Origin of the sequence: Brevibacillus sp. SAFN-007a (genome assembly GCF_051967035.1) — a bacterium.
In the GTDB taxonomy this organism is placed as follows: domain Bacteria; phylum Bacillota; class Bacilli; order Brevibacillales; family Brevibacillaceae; genus Brevibacillus.
In genome coordinates, this window is sequence record NZ_JBQCKK010000004.1 from 147,174 (window position 1) to 162,560 (window position 15,387).

Below are 15,387 nucleotides of genomic sequence, written 5' to 3' on the forward strand. Positions count from 1 at the left end.
CATTTCCTCCCTGGTTTGTGGTAACGGTTCAAAACCATGGAGTTCCTCAGCTGGCCCCGGCCGACTTTTGTCCCGCGCTTGCCCGCGAACACGCGAACAGGCAAAAATGGACGCAAAAAAGCCGCAGGCCATTACCTGCGGCATCGCAAGGGGGGAGCCACTCGCCAGCGAAAACGCCGTGCGAATCGGTCCCCCATTCTCAGCAAGAACAAACCGTTCCTGGTCGATGCATGGTACGCCTCTGGAAACTCCGTTCTGTTGTATGCGCAAAAATGGGCAGACTGGTCCCGTTGAACGAAAAATCATGCGTCATACTGGATGTTTCGACCACAAACCATGCTTGAACGGCTCCGAACACGTACATACACCTCCATTTCCCAGGATTTCTTACTCTTAACCACCATTTTATACCAGCTTCATACCAAAAACAAGCGCCTACTGTCCTTGCGGCTGCCCCTCAAACAAAGGCTTGCCCGTATCCGCATCCAGAAACGAGATCGTCGTGTAAGGCGCAAGCTTCACCTTTGCCGTCAGATAAGGATAGGCAATCACTTGCGGATACATCATCCCTGGTACAGGCTCTGTCTGTTTGACGTAAACAAACAGCTGCTCCCATTTTTGCTCGACCTTCGTGACTTGCAGGCCGTATCCGGGATGGGGAGCCTGCCCGCGGGCAATGACGTACAAATCGCCCCGTTGATGGATGCCCTGCTTTCCTTTGACAGACTCGATGAAGTCCTGCTCTTCTTTGGTCAACTGCGTTTCATCCACGAGAACAAACGAATCGTTTGGCGCTATCGTCACGATTTCCACCGCCCTTTTCTCGGCATTCCAGGCAATCTCATGCCCTGCCTGCTCTACCAGCCACCGCAGCGGCACGTACACCTCTTTGCCCCGGACGAGCGCAGCCGCGCCGCCTTGCAGCGGTTTCCCGTCCACCGTGACTGCCCCCGAATCCAGTTGGAAAACAATCGTCCGCTCGCCCAGCTTCAACTGCCCGTTTTGTCCCTGGAGCGTCCAGACCCCTTGCAGCAAGCTGGCCGCATCCTCGGCGTATACGTACGTTTTCTGTTGCTGAAGAATCGCCTGCTTTTGCAAGGCTGCCGTCTTTCCATCGACCAGCACCGTGGCCGTTTGCGTCCCGCCCGTCGCCGCGAGAGCAGGGGCTACGGCCAGCAGTTGGAGGCTCAGCGCAGCGATCATCCATGTCTTTCCTCTCATCCTTGTTCCTCCATTCCATTGCTGTCGGTTTGTTTCTATCTTGTTAGACTTCCCTTCGTTCTTATTCGTTTCAGTGCCGTTGCCTAAAAAAAATCCGCCTGCCATCTGCGCCAGCCTCCGGCTTCGCAGGGCAGGCGCGCTCAATGCAACAGCCAGTTTCCCATCAAGACCACGGCTGGAATCGTCAACAGCGCCAGCAACGTGGAACAAACCGTCGTCATCGCGCCCATTTCCTCGTCTGCCTGATACCGCCCGAACAGAATCGAGGCGAGCGTCAAGGTAGGCATGGCTACCTGCACCAGCGTGACGCTGGCAAGCTCGCCGTCCAGCGAAAACGTCGACAACAGCAGGGCAGTCAGCAGCGGAAAGACGAACAGCTTGAAGGCGAGCGGCAAGCCGAGCAGCGGCAGGGATACTTGCGGCTTTTTGCGCAAAAACAGCGGTAAAAGCATCCCGATGTACATCATGGCAAGCGGCGAAGCCAGCTTGGCGAGCGTGCCGAACAGGTGCTTGACCGGCTCCGGCGGGGCAAAGCCGACCAGAGCGGAACCGAGTCCGAACACAATCGCCATCATCGGAATATTGACCAGCGTCTTCATTCCCTTCAGGGAGAACGAGCCTTTTTCCTGCAGCATCATGACGCCGACCGTCCACAGCACGACATCCATGCCCGCGTCAAAGATCGCCGCCAGCAAAGCGCCTTTTGGCCCGAACAACGCGGCGCACAGCGGAAGTCCGATGAAGCCCGTGTTGCCCAGTCCGGACAAAATGGCGATTTCACGCCGCTTTTTCGCAGGCAGCGGCAGCGTCCTGGCCCCTGCCCATCCCAGAAAAATGCCAAAACAATTCAGAACGAGCGAAAGGATGAAAATTGAAAAAATCTGTACCAACAGCGAATCGTCGATCGGCGTCTGAAAGATTCCGTCCAGAATGATGCACGGCATCGCCACATTGACAATGATCGTAATGACCAGCTGACGGGAATCGGCCGTCAACGGCTGTCGGTAACCGATCAGGCTGCCGATGCCGATAATGACGGCCATGATGAGAACGGATTGCTGCAAGGTTTGAAATTCCATCGCCCGCTTCCCCCGCCTACATGTCTACAGGCAGCCATTGCAGCTCTGCCGGCTCGCCTTTGTCGCATGTTCGAAGCACATCACCGCACAACGGAACGGCCTTCTCCAGCGGAATGCACCAGGAGAGCGGGAACACCCCCTCGCTGCCTTCAATGACGAGCGACGCCATCACCGCGCTCGGTTCGCCCGTAGTCAAAACAAAATGCCGTTCGCCCGGCTCGTGTTCCTTCCATTGAACCAGCACCCTGCCTTTGTTTCCGCCAGCCACCACCAAATCCACATGGTCGCCGTACGCCGCATGCACGAGCGTCCGGGTTACGCCGTCAAGCTGCGCGATTTCCCGCAACACCTCATGCCAGGCTACGTGCTTTTGTTCGGTTCCGCTTGCATCCGTGTACATACGCCAGTCGTTTAGCATGCTGATTGACTCCTTTTATCGGTTCGTTATGGCCCATCTATTTCACTGCTTTTTTTCCATTAAAAAGCAGGCAAATGCCCAAGGTCGTACTCATTGTACGCTATCTGCGCCCACAACCTCAACCACTACTTGCCCAACGGCTCCTCTGTTCGCACATAGCTTGAACGCCATTGGTGAATCCTGAAAAAGGAACCATGCGCACAAAAATGAATTCATAGTAATCAAATCGGATTTGCGATTTTGGTGATTGACAAAGTCCGACGAGCCTACTACTATGAATCCATGAAATTCGATCAGCATAAAGGGGATTTTCATCATGAAAAAAGTCATTTTCTCTACACTGCTTTCTTGCCTTTTGGTGGGAATCGTTGGCTGCAGCAGCTCCGGCGCGCCTTCCCCATCCGATCAGGCAACGCCACCAGCCGCTTCGCAAAACCTGCTGGAAAAAGTCAAAGCAGAGAAAAAGCTCGTCATCGGAACGGAAGGAACCTACTCGCCGTTTACGTTCCATGACCAGTCCGGCAAGCTGACCGGATACGATGTCGAAGTCGCAACCGAAGTCGCCAAGCGCCTCGGGGTTGAGCCTGTGTTTCAGGAAACCCAATGGGACGCCATGTTCGCCGGACTGGATTCCAAGCGCTTTGACGTGATTGCCAACCAGGTAGGGATTCGTCCAGACCGCCAGGAAAAATACGATTTTTCCAAGCCGTACACGATCTCGCGCGCGGTTCTCGTCACGCACAAGGATAATACGACCGTCAAGAGCTTCGCTGACATCAAAGGATTGAAAGCGGGACAATCCTTGACCAGCAACTACGCGGACATCGCCCGTTCAAACGGAGCAGAGATCGTCGCCGTGGAAAACTTCAACCAGGCGATTGACCTGATCGCGCAAAAACGCGTCGACGTCGTCATCAACGACAACCTGTCCGTACTCGACTTCTTGAAGCAGAAGCCGGACACGCCGATTCAAATCGTGACCAAAAATGAAGAAGGCCAGCCTACCGCTTTCATGTTCCGCAAAGGCAGCACCGAGCTGGTGAACGAGATCAACAAGGTACTCGATGAGATGCAGAAGGACGGTACACTTTCCTCTATTTCTCAAAAATGGTTCGGCGAAGACATCACCAAGTAATGGTTCGTTGGCAATAGGCTACGTCACTGTTCCTATCCTAATCTACAAACATATCGGTTTCGTGGGGGTTCCTTTATGAAAAAAATATGGCTTTCCGTTCTCGCATCTGCTTTGCTGGTCGCTTTGAGCGGCTGCGGCTCCTCTTCTTCCCAAGCGCCGCAAAATAGCGCAGCACCTGCTCCAGCAGCGAGCGAAGAGAAACAAGAGCAAAACCTGCTGGAAAAAGTCAAAGCGGAGGGAAAAATCTTGATCGGGACCGAGGGCACATACGCTCCGTTCACCTTTCACGATGCGTCTGGCAAGCTGACCGGGTATGACATCGAGGTTGTGACGGAAGTCGCCAAGCGCATCGGCGTCGAGCCTGTGTTCCAGGAAACCCAGTGGGACGCGATGTTCGCCGGACTGGATTCCAAGCGCTTTGATGTCGTGGCCAACCAGGTGGGAATCCGCCCCGACCGTCAGGAAAAATACGATTTTTCCAAGCCGTACACCGTCTCGACAGCCGTGCTTGTGACCCACAAGGACAACACGACCGTACAGGGCTTTGAAGATATCAAAGGCTTGAAGGCCGCGCAAACGCTGACGAGCAATCTCACCGACATCGCGAAGAAACACGGCGCGGAAATCGTCGGGGTAGAAGGCTTCAACCAGGCGATCGACCTGCTCGCCTCCAAGCGTGTCGACATCACGATCAACGACGGTCTGTCCCTTTTGGACTTACTCAAGCAAAAACCGGATACGCCAATTAAAATAGTGGCAAAAGATCCGAACGTAGCGAAAAACGGGTTCCTCTTCCGCAAAGGCAGCACCGAACTGGTGGACGCGTTCAACAAAGCGCTGGATGACATGACGCAGGACGGAACCCTCGCAAAAATTTCCGAGAAATGGTTTGGTGAAGATGTTTCTAAGTAACCTGTTTGACAACCCGGAACGCCTGAACCGATGGATCGATATCGCGCAAAGCTCCTTTCTGCCTCTCCTGAAAGGAGCCTTGCTCTATTCGTTGACGCTCGCCATCGTTTCTTTTTTCTTCGGCCTGATTATCGCTGTCTTAACCGCTTTGGCCCGCCTGTCCGGCATCAAGCCGCTGGTGGGCATCGCCCGTTTTTATGTATCGCTCATTCGCGGGACGCCGCTTTTAGTGCAGCTGTTCATCATTTTCTACGGCTTGCCTAGCGTCGGCATCATGATCGATCCGTTCCCTTCTGCCATTATCGGCTTTTCGCTCAACGTCGGCGCCTATTCCTCCGAAATTGTGCGGGCAGCCATTCTCTCGATTCACAAAGGGCAATGGGAAGCGGCCTACTCTCTCGGGATGACCTACTGGCAAGCCCTGCGTCGGGTCGTGCTTCCACAGGCAGCCCGTGTCTCTGTTCCTCCCCTGTCCAACTCGTTCATCAGCCTGGTCAAGGATACGTCGCTGGCTGCGGCGATTCTCGTTCCCGAGATGTTTCGCAAGGCACAGGAGATCGTCGCCTCGACCTATGAGCCGTTGCTCGTCTATTCGGAAGCGGCGCTCATTTACTGGATGATTTGCTTCGTCCTCTCCTTCGCCCAGGATCGGATTGAAAACAAGCTGGACCGCTACGTCTAAAAAGCAGGTGAACCCAGATGATTACCATCACGGATTTGCATAAACAGTTTCACAACGTGCAGGTGCTGAAAGGCATTTCCCTGACCGTGGAAAAAGGAAAGGTCGTCGTCATCATCGGCCCTTCCGGCTCCGGGAAAACGACGCTGCTGCGCTGTCTGAACGCGCTGGAGGTGCCGACCAGCGGCAGCGTGCAGATCGGCGAGGTCAAGCTGGACTTTTCGCAAAAGGTTGAGCGCGCAAGCATCGCGCGGCTGCGCAAACAGACGGGCATGGTGTTTCAGAGCTACAACCTGTTTCCGCACATGACCGCCCTGGAAAACGTCATGGAAGGCCCTGTCACCGTCAAAAAGGAAAGCAAAGAGAGCGCGCGGGCCAAAGCCGCCAAGCTGTTGTCGAAGGTAGGGCTGGGCGACAAGCTCGACCATTATCCGGCCCAGCTCTCCGGCGGCCAGCAGCAGCGGGTCGGGATTGCCCGCGCGCTGGCGATGGACCCGCAAGTCATGCTGTTTGACGAGCCGACCTCTGCACTCGATCCCGAGCTGGTCGGCGAAGTGCTGAAAGTCATGAAGGAGCTGGCCCAGGAAGGGATGACGATGGTCGTCGTCACGCACGAAATGGGCTTTGCCCGCGAGGTGGCCGACGAAGTCATTTTTATGGACCAGGGCGTCATCGTCGAGCGCGATACCCCGGCCAAGCTGTTCTCGGCGCCGCGCGAGGAGCGCACCCGTCAGTTTTTGCAGCATTTGAAGGCGTAAAGCGGGCAGCCGTGTCCGCACAGGCGAAACAACGCGCGGCGGCGCCAAGCTGCTATCCAAAAAAGACTCTACGCAGATTCAAGCTTTGCGCAGAGTCTTTTTTGTTGTGCTGCCATTCAGACCTTAGTCATCCCAGAAGGAAGTGACCAGAAGAATAATGAGGATGATCCAAAAAAACCCGCCACCGCCAAAGCCGAAGCCGAAACCGCCGCGCCTGCATCCCATGGCTTTCCTCTCCTCTCTTCTCACGTCGTAGAGCAGAGCTGACCTTGCAAAAGAGGCCAGCGCTTCCTTTCAGCTTATGAAAACCGACGGCTGTCCGCGTGGATGCCTGTCTAGTGGCTCGGCAAAATAAAAAAAACAGGTGCTTGCCCTCCTCACCTGTACGCTGCCTAACCTTCACAAAGGCTTCACGCTGCCTCTACTCTCCCTTAACATGTCCGCTCTATGATGGAATTGTCAGACCCTACGATGGACATGACGTCCTCCATTCCCGCCCGAATAGCCCCCTTCTAGATCGGGCGGGCTTTTTTTCGTGGACTGGTGCGTGGGAAGGAAATCCTTTACAATACCAAACAGAAGCCGTATTTTCTGGATTTGGTCTGGGAGGTCATGTTCGCCATGGGTTATCAGCAAGCATTCGAGCAATACATCGCCGCTACGAACACGCACGACTTTTCCAACGTGGAAAAGCTGCTGCATCCGCAGGCCGTCTACTGGTTTTCGGACAAGACCTGCACGTCGCTGCCTGAAATCCGCAGCTACTTCGAAAACGCCTGGAACGTCATTAAAGAAGAAGTGTACGCCGCAACGGACGTGCAGTGGATCAGCACAGATCGGCACTCCGCGACCTGTCTGTACACGTATCGGTACGAAGGCTATTGCAACGGCGAGTTCGTCTCCGGGAGCGGACGAGCCACAAATGTGTTTGTCCAAACGGAGGCAGGCGAGTGGAAGCTGATTCATGAGCATTTGAGCAGCGAGCTGAGGTAGACCTCTGCCCTATCAAAAACCTCCCTGACAATCAGGGAGGTTTCATGTCGGCCCTTATTCAAAACGCGTAAACTTCTCCTCTGCCCGCGTCCGCGGCCGGGCTTCCGGCACAGCCTGCGGATCGAAAAAGCCGAGGTGCAAAAAGCCGACGATCTTCTCGCCTGGCGCCACGCCCAGGAGCTGATGCGCTTTTGGGTCCCAGTTGTGCTGGTTTGTTTTCCAGACGACACCGAGATTGCGCTCCCAGGCCAGCAATTGGAAGTTTTGAATCAGGGCACAAACGGCGCTGAAATCTTCCTCCCATTGCTTTTGCCGCGGGTCTTCCTTCATGATGACGATCAGGTAAGCGGCTGGCTCGTTGTACATTTCTCTGCGCGCCGGGTGCGATTCGGGCGGATAGACTGTAATCAGCTTCTCCACAAACGCTTCCTTTCTCTCGGACGGCACGAACAAAAAGCGCCATGGCTCGCGCAAGCCGTGGTTCGGTGCGTACACGGCATCGTTCAGCAGCTCCAGTACGAGTTCTTCCGGCACGGGATCCGGTTTATACCCCTTTTTAATCGAGCGGCGCTCGCGAATGATTTTGGCAATGGACACATCGTTCACCTTCTTGGCCGGACATCGTCATGTCCTGATAATGGTTATCAGTATCATATGTTAGCGTTTGCCAGCCGTAAAATCAAGCAAAATATGGCCGCATCAGCAGTTTGAAACGCGGCCCCCTTTACGGGAGTGCCGCGTTTTTGGTTTCCGATCCGATCAAGCCAAGCTCATCGGCGAGTATGAGAAACATTGCATGCGACCACAGCAACGGGACGGCAGGCTGGCCCGCCCGTTTGATCCAATCGGCATACTGCTCGGGTGCCAGCAAATGATCCTGTACCTGTTCAGGCAGCCCTGCCGCCTCTTGCTTGGAGACGATCCAGTCCGCGATCTCTTTTGCCCGCTGGCTGTTCCCTACCTGGACGTCATACCACCCCAGCCACGCCGACAAAAGCAGCCACTGCCCCCCGCCGTAATACGTATCCGCTGCATAACGGTGGACGCCACAGCCCCAAAGCAGCTCCCGCTCGATTTCCGCTACTGTGCGAGCCATGAGCGGATCCGCTGCATCGACCAATCCGTACGGCACTGTCAGCCACAATAGGCTGGCGTCTACCGCACGATTGCCCAACGACTTGACGAATCGACCATCTGCCGTGCCGTGATCCAGCACGAACTGGCGAATGGTGGCTGCCAGCTGCGAAAGCTCGGCAGCACGCATGGGCCGATACGGCTCCATCGCTTTGACTCCGGCGTAAATAGCCGCGAGCGTCACCGGGTGAATCCGTTCGCCCCATTCCTCCCAACAATCGAAGTTGGGCAGGCGCCAGCACGCAGCCAAATAGTCCAGCGTCAGGTCAATGGCGGATGCCAGCTTGTCGATGATCGCTTCGTCCCCGCTCAGTCGCACATGCTCGGCAAGCCCCCACAGCCATGTTCCGTAGCCGTCCAGCTGGAAGCTGCCCCAGTCGCCTGCTACTTCCTTTCCGTCCACCGTGTAACGCGTGTGCAAAAACAGCTCATTGCCCGATTTGCTGCCGCACTCTCCTGCCTGTACCGCACGGATCGCTGTCCTCGCCTTCTGTTCATGCGCAGTGATGACGCTTGCGCACCACGCATAAAACTGGTGAGCGCTGTCATGCTGCCCGACGCGGTTCATGGCATAGGCCGTAAAGGTTCCGTCACGCAGCCAGGCATACTGATAGTGGAGAAAGGCAGGAGACGCGAGATACGCTCCGCTCGCCGTCTGATGCTGCAAAATCAACCGTATGCTCTCCAAGATCAAGGTGTTGGCAGCCACACTCTTTCCCCCTTTATTGAGACAAGCCTTCTCCATGGAAAGCCGGTTTTGTCTGATCGGTCTGTTTCCCCTTGTTCTCTCTTTCTTTCTTATAGCATATGCAACAAGCCGGGAGGAGGCACCCAGACAAAAACCCACCGGCAACTTTTGTCCAGTGGGTTTTGTTTGCCTGTGTCGCGCAGGCAGCTGTTTTACGCATTGTCCGCCAGCGTAAGGTAATGCTGCAACTCTTCGTAAAAAGTCGGGTTGCAAGCCATCACGCTGCTTTTTTGGTTGTAGGGAAGCGGAGTGCCCATCATGGTCGTCACCCGGCCGCCTGCTTCTTCCACAATGATTCGTCCAGCCCCGAAATCCCACGCATTGAGCGAAAGGCTCACGTACCCATCCAGTCTTCCTGCCGCAACATAGGCCATCTCCAGTGCGGCACTGCCCAGAAGACGCATGCCGCGCACTTTTCCCGCGAGCTTTTTTACGATCAGGTCAATGCCCATTTGCTCGGCGCGCTTGTTCCAAAAAACACTCGTACACAAAAGCGCTTCTTCCAGACTGACTGTGCGGTCCAGATGAAGCGGGCGGTCATTCAAATACGCCCCCTCGCCTTTCACGGCGTAAAACAGTTCATCGCGCGAAGGATCGTAGACCACGCCGACGAGACCCTCTCCCTTATGATAAACGGCAATGGAAACGGAAAAGTTGATCTGCTGATGCACAAAGTTGGTCGTACCATCGATCGGGTCAATGACCCACAACGTCTCGTACTGGGCAGGGTCTTTCGTAAAGGTGCTCTCTTCCCCCAAAATCCCGTGATCCGGAAAACGCTGCAAAATCATGCTGACGACATGCTTCTCCACTTCTTTATCTACGGCCGTGACAAGATCGGAGGCAGACGTCTTATATTCGACGGTAAAAGGCTCCTTCATTCGTTTCAGACTCAGCTCACCCGCTGAACGGGCGCATTGCAGAGCCAGCTCTTTTAGCGCCGCCAGAGTTGATGCTTGCACGCATATCGCCACCTAAACCTTGACTTTTCTCTTTAGTGTACCATACTTTACCTGCGGTTACACCACACGTCAAGCAAGCGGGGTTGTTCTGAATTCCCCAGGGTCGTCCCGGAACAAAAAAAGTCCCCACCCGTCAGCAACTGACGAGCGAGGCACCCTGTTTTAGGGAGGGGCAGACTAGCAGCAGCGCGTCACCCCGCCTTTTTCAAACCGTTCGCGCAGAGCGTACATGTAATACTCGCGCTCCGTCATCGGGAAAATGCCTGGAGCGCCGTGCGTTTCGTACCAATGCTGGAGGTAACGATCGTAGTCGGGCATGCCGAAAACCGTTTTGATCGCCGAACTGACTCGCCGCATCGCCTTGCGCAGCTCTCTCCACTTTCTCTTCATGCGACATGATGTCCTTTTTCGTCAATGACAGGCCCTTTGGACTGGACGTACGGCGACTCGTACAGCGGGTACTGCTTGCCGCGCAAAATGTTGATCCACACCCGCGCTCCGTCGAGAATGATGCCGACCATGATGACCATGAAGATGGCGCAAACCGCTGCGTCGATCTGGTCGTTCAGGATCATTTTTTGCGCGGCCTCGACCGTCTTTACCCCTTGCGGCAGCGTTCCGGCGTCCAGCGCCTTTTGGAAGGCGTCCGCATGGGCGAGGAATCCGATTTTCGGATCAGCATGGAACAGCTTTTGCCATCCTGCCGTCAGCGTAGCCGCTGTCAGCCAGGCCATCGGGACGAGAGTGACCCACGAATAGGCCGCCTTGCCCATTTTGAAAATCAAGGTCGTGCCGACGGTAAAGGCGATGGCGGCGAGCATCTGGTTGGCGATGCCGAACAGCGGCCACAGGGTGTAAATACCGCCGAGCGGGTCCATGACGCCTTGCAGCAGGAAGTAGCCCCACCCGAACGTAATGATGGCCGAGCCGATCAAGTTCCCCGGCAGCCAGTTGACCTGCTTCATTTTCGGAATGACGTTGCCGAGCATGTCTTGCACCATGAATCGGCCTACGCGTGTTCCCGCGTCAATCGTGGTTAAAATGAAAACGGCTTCGAACAGGATAGCAAAGTGGTACCAGAATGCCATCAGCGCTTTTCCGCCCAAAATGCCGGAGAAGATCGTCGCCATCCCGATGGCCAGCGACGGAGCTCCGCCTGTCCGGGAGAGAACCGTCTTCTCCTGGATGTCATTGGCGAGTGTCGTCAACTGGTCAGGAGTAACCGTAAAGCCCCAGCCGTTTATCGTCGCGGCGGCCGTTGCTGCGTCCACGCCGATGACGGCTGCCGGAGAGTTGATGGCAAAATAAACGCCTGGCGTCAACACACATGCTGCAATCAACGCCATGATCGCCACACCGGACTCCATCAGCATCCCGCCGTAGCCGATCAGCGGCGCATGCGATTCTTTTGCGATCATCTTCGGTGTCGTACCGGACGAGACGAGCGCGTGGAAGCCTGATACCGCCCCGCAGGCAATCGTAATGAACAAGAACGGGAACAAATTACCGGCAAACACAGGGCCTGTCCCGTCAATAAACTTGGTCAGCGCAGGCATGTGCAGCGGAGGCAGCGTCAGCACGATCCCTACGGCCAGTACGGCGATCGTCCCGACCTTCAAAAACGAGCTGAGGTAATCGCGCGGTGCCAAGAGCAGCCAGACAGGCAAGACAGACGCGATGAAGCCGTAAATGATAATCATCCAGGCGAGTTGCACCTTGCTGAAGGTAAAGGCCGGGCCCCACGTCGGCGAATCTGCTACCAGCTGCCCCAGCCAGAGGGAGAAGAACAGCAGCGCCAGACCGATCAGCGAGCCTTCCATTACCCGTCCCGGACGAATGTAGCGCATGTACAGCCCCATCAATACCGCAATCGGCAGCGTCATGAAAATCGTAAAGGTAGCCCACGGGGATTCCGCAAGCGCATTCACTACTACCATCGCCAAAACGGCAATCAAAATGACCATAATCGCAATAATTCCGACCAAGGCGAGCACGCCGCCAACCGGCCCGATCTCTTCCTTGGCAATCTGCCCCAACGTCTTCCCGTTGCGGCGCATCGAACCGAACAAAATGATAAAGTCCTGTACCGCTCCGCCGATCACGACCCCGACGATAATCCAGATCGTCCCCGGCAAATACCCCATCTGGGCAGCCAGGGTCGGACCTACCAGCGGCCCTGCTCCGGCAATCGCGGCGAAGTGATGCCCGAACAAAATCCATTTGTTCGTCGGCACGAAGTCTTTGCCATCGTTGTTGACTTCTGCGGGTGTGGCGCGGTTGTCATCCAGCCCCATGATTTTTTTCGCAATAAAACGACTGTAAAAACGGTAGGCAACCGCATACGTACAAAATGCAGCCGTCAGCAACCAGAACGAGTTGACTGACTCTCCTCGATTGAGCGCGACGATCCCGAAACCAACCGCACCCAAAGCGGCAATCCCGCCCCAAATCAGGAGAGAGAGAAGCCATTTTTTCATTTCATTCGCCCCCTTCTATCAATTATCAATACTAAATTTTCAGTTAATTCTTTTTAATCTTAGAAAAAGGTATCATGAAGGAGAGCCTGGCCTAAACAAAAAATGGCTGAATCGCACAAAAACAAGCATAAAATGCAGCATATCCGTTTGAGCGAAAACGCATACAATAGCGGGTAAGCCTGCCGCCTCTCTTCGCTTTTCGTGAAGGGAGGCGGCTTTTTCGTCGTCCGATTCCGCTTAAAAGCCCAGCCGCTTTTTCAGCTCCTTCACGACGTTGCGGCTGACGGGCACCTCTGTCTTGCGGCTGTCCTGCATCACCAGATGAATCGAGCCTTTGAACCAGGGGACAAGCTCAGACGTTTTCGCCAGATTGACGATAAACGCCCGGTGCGTGCGGAAAAACTGCTGGCGCGACAGGCGGCTCTCCAGCTCTTGCAGGGTAAAGCCGGTGGCGTACTGCTCGCTGTGCGTATAAATGCTCGCGTACCGTCCTTCCAAGGTGGCAAAAACAATTTCGTTCGGATCGATCAGCATGATTTTGCCGTTCTTTTCAACAGGGATGCGGCGGGGCTGCTGGTCGGCCAGGACGGCTTGCAGCAGGCTCTGCAGCTGTTCTTCGGAAAAGCGCGCCGGCTCGGCTGGCGCTTCCAGCTGGCGCAGCATTTTCCGGACGCGGTTCATCGTTTTTTCCAATCTCGCCTCGCTAAACGGCTTGACGATGTAATCGACCGCCTCTGTTTCAAAGGCGCGAACGGCATGGATCTCATAGGCGCTTGCAAAAATGATGACGGGCGGCCGGACCATCGACTCCAGCAGCTCCTGCCCCACCTCGACGCCGTCCCGGTCCTGCAAGTGGATGTCCAGGAAGACCGCATCCGGTTCCCGTTGCATGACAGCCTCAATCGCTTCTTCTCCGCTGGCCGCCTCCCCGATCACCGACACCTCGGGAAACTGCTCCAGCAAATAACGCAGCTCTTCCCGTGCCGGTGCCTCATCATCCACGATGAACACTTTTAGCACTAGCACTCACTCCTATTGGCAATTGTATCGTACAGGTTGTCCCTTTCCCCGCGCTGCTTCGGATGACGATTCCATACGGCTCGCCGTAAATCGAAGCGAGTCGGCTTCTCACATTGGACAGGCCGATTCCGGACAGACGCCGCCGATCGCCTGTTTGCGTCTGGGCGAGCAAAAACGGGTCGGTGTCCATGCCTACCCCGTCGTCCGCCACCGTCAGTTCGAGCGTATCCTGCTGAACCCTTCGTGCGCGAATCTTGACCGTGCCTCCTTCCCGCTTGGGCAACAGCCCATGCTTGACAGCATTTTCCACAAGCGGTTGCAGAATCAGGCCGGGTACCGTATACCGTTCCACGCCAGGCTCGATGTCGTATTCCACATGCAGCTTATCGCCAAAACGCGCCCGTTCGATGGCCAAATACGCCTCGATATGCTCCAGCTCTCCGGCCAGGCTGACATAGCCGCCGGAATCGTGCAGGTTGCGGCGAAAATATTCGCTGAGATGGATCAGCAGCTCACGCGCCTGCTCGGGACGAAAGCGGATAAACGACACAATCGTATTGAGCGCATTGAACAAAAAATGCGGGTTGATCTGCGCATGTAGCGCTTTGATCTCCGCGTCTGCGAGCAGCCGCGACTGCTTTTCCAGCTCGGCCAGCTCCAGTTGGGTGGAAATCAGATTCCCCAAGCCGCGCACCAGCTCCAGATCGACGGCCGAGAGCATGCGCGAACGATCCTGATACAGCTTGAGCACGCCCGCGACCTCCCGCCTGCGCATCAGCGGAATGATAATCGCATAACGCAAGGGGCAATTCGTCTCTGTGCAGCCGATCTCCTCTTTGGTCCGGGCGATCATCAGCTTCTTATTCTCCAGCACTTCCTTGGTCGCCTTGGTGGAGATGCCTTCTCCCACCACATGGTGCGATGCGCCTGCGCCAACATGAGCCAGCACGCAGCGCGTATCGGTAATCGCCACAGCAGCGACCCGTGTCGTGCGCAAAATTTCCTCCGCCACCTTTTGCGCGGATTCGTAGGTCAATCCTTCGCGCAAATAGGAGAGCGTCTTGTCCGCTACCTGCATGGTCCGCTGCGCCTGAAGCGCACCGATCCGATCTTCTTCCTTTTTCACCAGGTCAATAATGATAATCAGGATGGCGATACCAAGCGAATTGACGACAGACATCGGAACGCTGATCGATTGCACGAGAGCAAGCGCGTCCGCGTAAGGTCGAGCCACGAGCAAAATAATGCTCATCTGCATCCATTCCGCCAAAAAACCTACGACCAGCGCGGTAGTCCAGCCGATTTCCTGGTTGCGGTTGCGGCGAAACCGGTAGATCAGTCCGGCGATCACGCCTTCGCTGATCGTGGAGATCGTGCAGGCCAGGTCGGTGAAGCCGCCCAGCGAATAGCGGTGAATGCCGGCGACAAGGCCCGTCATCAGCCCGACCCAGGGGCCTGCCAGCAACCCGGCTACGACCGTGCCAATGACGCGGGAATTGGCGATCGCGTCCTGATACCAGATGCCGTTGTAGGTCCCGAGAATCGAAATCGCGGAAAAGATCAGGACCATGACGGCCTTTTCCCGCCAGGTTGCCTGCTGGTTCAGGATGCTGCGGAACGCCCGCACCCGCGTAAACAGCAAGGCGGCTACAATCAGGACAGCCGTCCGCTCCGCCAGGGATATCATCAAAGACATGTTCATCGGCTCACCCTCTTCGCACACTTCCGGGCCCGCTCGGTCAGCAGCTGCCCTTTGCTCCATTATCTCCAGCGGGCAAAGCGGTGGTCAAGCCAATTGTCAGAGTAGGCAGAACAGGGTCCGGGACAGCAACAAAAGCCGCCTGCTGTACG

At 55.9% G+C, this 15,387-nt stretch carries 15 protein-coding genes; 5 read left to right on the forward strand and 10 right to left on the reverse strand.

Annotation, left to right across the window (positions count from 1 at the left end; all coding sequences use genetic code 11):
* Nucleotides 1-435: 435 nt before the first annotated feature.
* From ACTHO6_RS07410 to ACTHO6_RS07420, 3 genes are all read right to left on the reverse strand, one after another.
* Nucleotides 436-1,221: a stalk domain-containing protein gene (locus ACTHO6_RS07410; protein WP_440240889.1), complete on the reverse strand. Its 786-nt coding sequence runs from the start codon at nt 1,219-1,221 to the stop codon at nt 436-438.
* Between the two features lie 140 nt (nt 1,222-1,361).
* Nucleotides 1,362-2,300 (reverse strand): AEC family transporter, encoded by a 939-nt coding sequence (locus ACTHO6_RS07415; protein WP_440240890.1) that lies wholly within the window; start codon nt 2,298-2,300, stop codon nt 1,362-1,364.
* Nucleotides 2,301-2,316: 16 nt separating this feature from the next.
* A complete protein-coding gene (locus ACTHO6_RS07420) occupies nt 2,317-2,718 on the reverse strand; it encodes a hypothetical protein (protein WP_440240891.1) in 402 nt (133 codons plus the stop codon).
* A gap of 316 nt (nt 2,719-3,034) precedes the next feature.
* Here ACTHO6_RS07420 and ACTHO6_RS07425 point away from each other — a divergent pair, with 316 nt between their 5' ends.
* The 5 genes from ACTHO6_RS07425 to ACTHO6_RS07445 all read left to right on the forward strand — a co-directional run bounded on the left by ACTHO6_RS07425 (nt 3,035) and on the right by ACTHO6_RS07445 (nt 7,195).
* A complete protein-coding gene (locus tag ACTHO6_RS07425) occupies nt 3,035-3,853 on the forward strand; it encodes an amino acid ABC transporter substrate-binding protein (protein WP_440240892.1) in 819 nt (272 codons plus the stop codon).
* A 75-nt stretch (nt 3,854-3,928) separates the two neighbouring features.
* A complete protein-coding gene (locus tag ACTHO6_RS07430) occupies nt 3,929-4,765 on the forward strand; it encodes a transporter substrate-binding domain-containing protein (protein ID WP_440240893.1) in 837 nt (278 codons plus the stop codon).
* Complete coding sequence (locus ACTHO6_RS07435) at nt 4,752-5,447, forward strand: amino acid ABC transporter permease (RefSeq protein WP_440241001.1); 696 nt, start codon at nt 4,752-4,754, stop codon at nt 5,445-5,447. The genes ACTHO6_RS07430 and ACTHO6_RS07435 overlap by 14 nt, the downstream gene beginning before the upstream one ends.
* Nucleotides 5,448-5,464: 17 nt before the next feature.
* A complete protein-coding gene (locus tag ACTHO6_RS07440; protein WP_440240894.1) occupies nt 5,465-6,202 on the forward strand; it encodes an amino acid ABC transporter ATP-binding protein in 738 nt (245 codons plus the stop codon).
* A gap of 621 nt (nt 6,203-6,823) precedes the next feature.
* Nucleotides 6,824-7,195: a YybH family protein gene (locus ACTHO6_RS07445; RefSeq protein ID WP_440240895.1), complete on the forward strand. Its 372-nt coding sequence runs from the start codon at nt 6,824-6,826 to the stop codon at nt 7,193-7,195.
* Nucleotides 7,196-7,249: 54 nt separating this feature from the next.
* Here ACTHO6_RS07445 and ACTHO6_RS07450 read toward each other — a convergent pair whose 3' ends face one another.
* The 7 genes from ACTHO6_RS07450 to ACTHO6_RS07480 form a co-directional block, all read right to left on the reverse strand.
* A complete protein-coding gene (locus tag ACTHO6_RS07450; protein WP_440240896.1) occupies nt 7,250-7,792 on the reverse strand; it encodes a nitroreductase family protein in 543 nt (180 codons plus the stop codon).
* A gap of 127 nt (nt 7,793-7,919) precedes the next feature.
* On the reverse strand, nt 7,920-9,038 hold the full coding sequence (locus tag ACTHO6_RS07455) for a glycoside hydrolase family 15 protein (RefSeq protein ID WP_440240897.1): 1,119 nt from the start codon (nt 9,036-9,038) through the stop codon (nt 7,920-7,922).
* Nucleotides 9,039-9,229: 191 nt separating this feature from the next.
* Nucleotides 9,230-10,039 carry an inositol monophosphatase family protein gene (locus ACTHO6_RS07460; RefSeq protein ID WP_440240898.1) on the reverse strand — a complete coding sequence of 270 codons (810 nt, stop codon included), beginning with the start codon at nt 10,037-10,039 and terminating at the stop codon, nt 9,230-9,232.
* A 177-nt stretch (nt 10,040-10,216) separates the two neighbouring features.
* On the reverse strand, nt 10,217-10,429 hold the full coding sequence (locus tag ACTHO6_RS07465) for a CstA-like transporter-associated (seleno)protein (protein WP_440240899.1): 213 nt from the start codon (nt 10,427-10,429) through the stop codon (nt 10,217-10,219).
* Nucleotides 10,426-12,516 (reverse strand): carbon starvation CstA family protein, encoded by a 2,091-nt coding sequence (locus ACTHO6_RS07470; RefSeq protein WP_440240900.1) that lies wholly within the window; start codon nt 12,514-12,516, stop codon nt 10,426-10,428. Before ACTHO6_RS07470 ends, ACTHO6_RS07465 begins: the two co-directional genes overlap by 4 nt.
* A gap of 237 nt (nt 12,517-12,753) precedes the next feature.
* Nucleotides 12,754-13,536: a LytR/AlgR family response regulator transcription factor gene (locus tag ACTHO6_RS07475; protein WP_440240901.1), complete on the reverse strand. Its 783-nt coding sequence runs from the start codon at nt 13,534-13,536 to the stop codon at nt 12,754-12,756.
* Nucleotides 13,511-15,238 (reverse strand): LytS/YhcK type 5TM receptor domain-containing protein, encoded by a 1,728-nt coding sequence (locus tag ACTHO6_RS07480; RefSeq protein ID WP_440240902.1) that lies wholly within the window; start codon nt 15,236-15,238, stop codon nt 13,511-13,513. The genes ACTHO6_RS07475 and ACTHO6_RS07480 overlap by 26 nt, the downstream gene beginning before the upstream one ends.
* Nucleotides 15,239-15,387 lie beyond the last annotated feature (149 nt).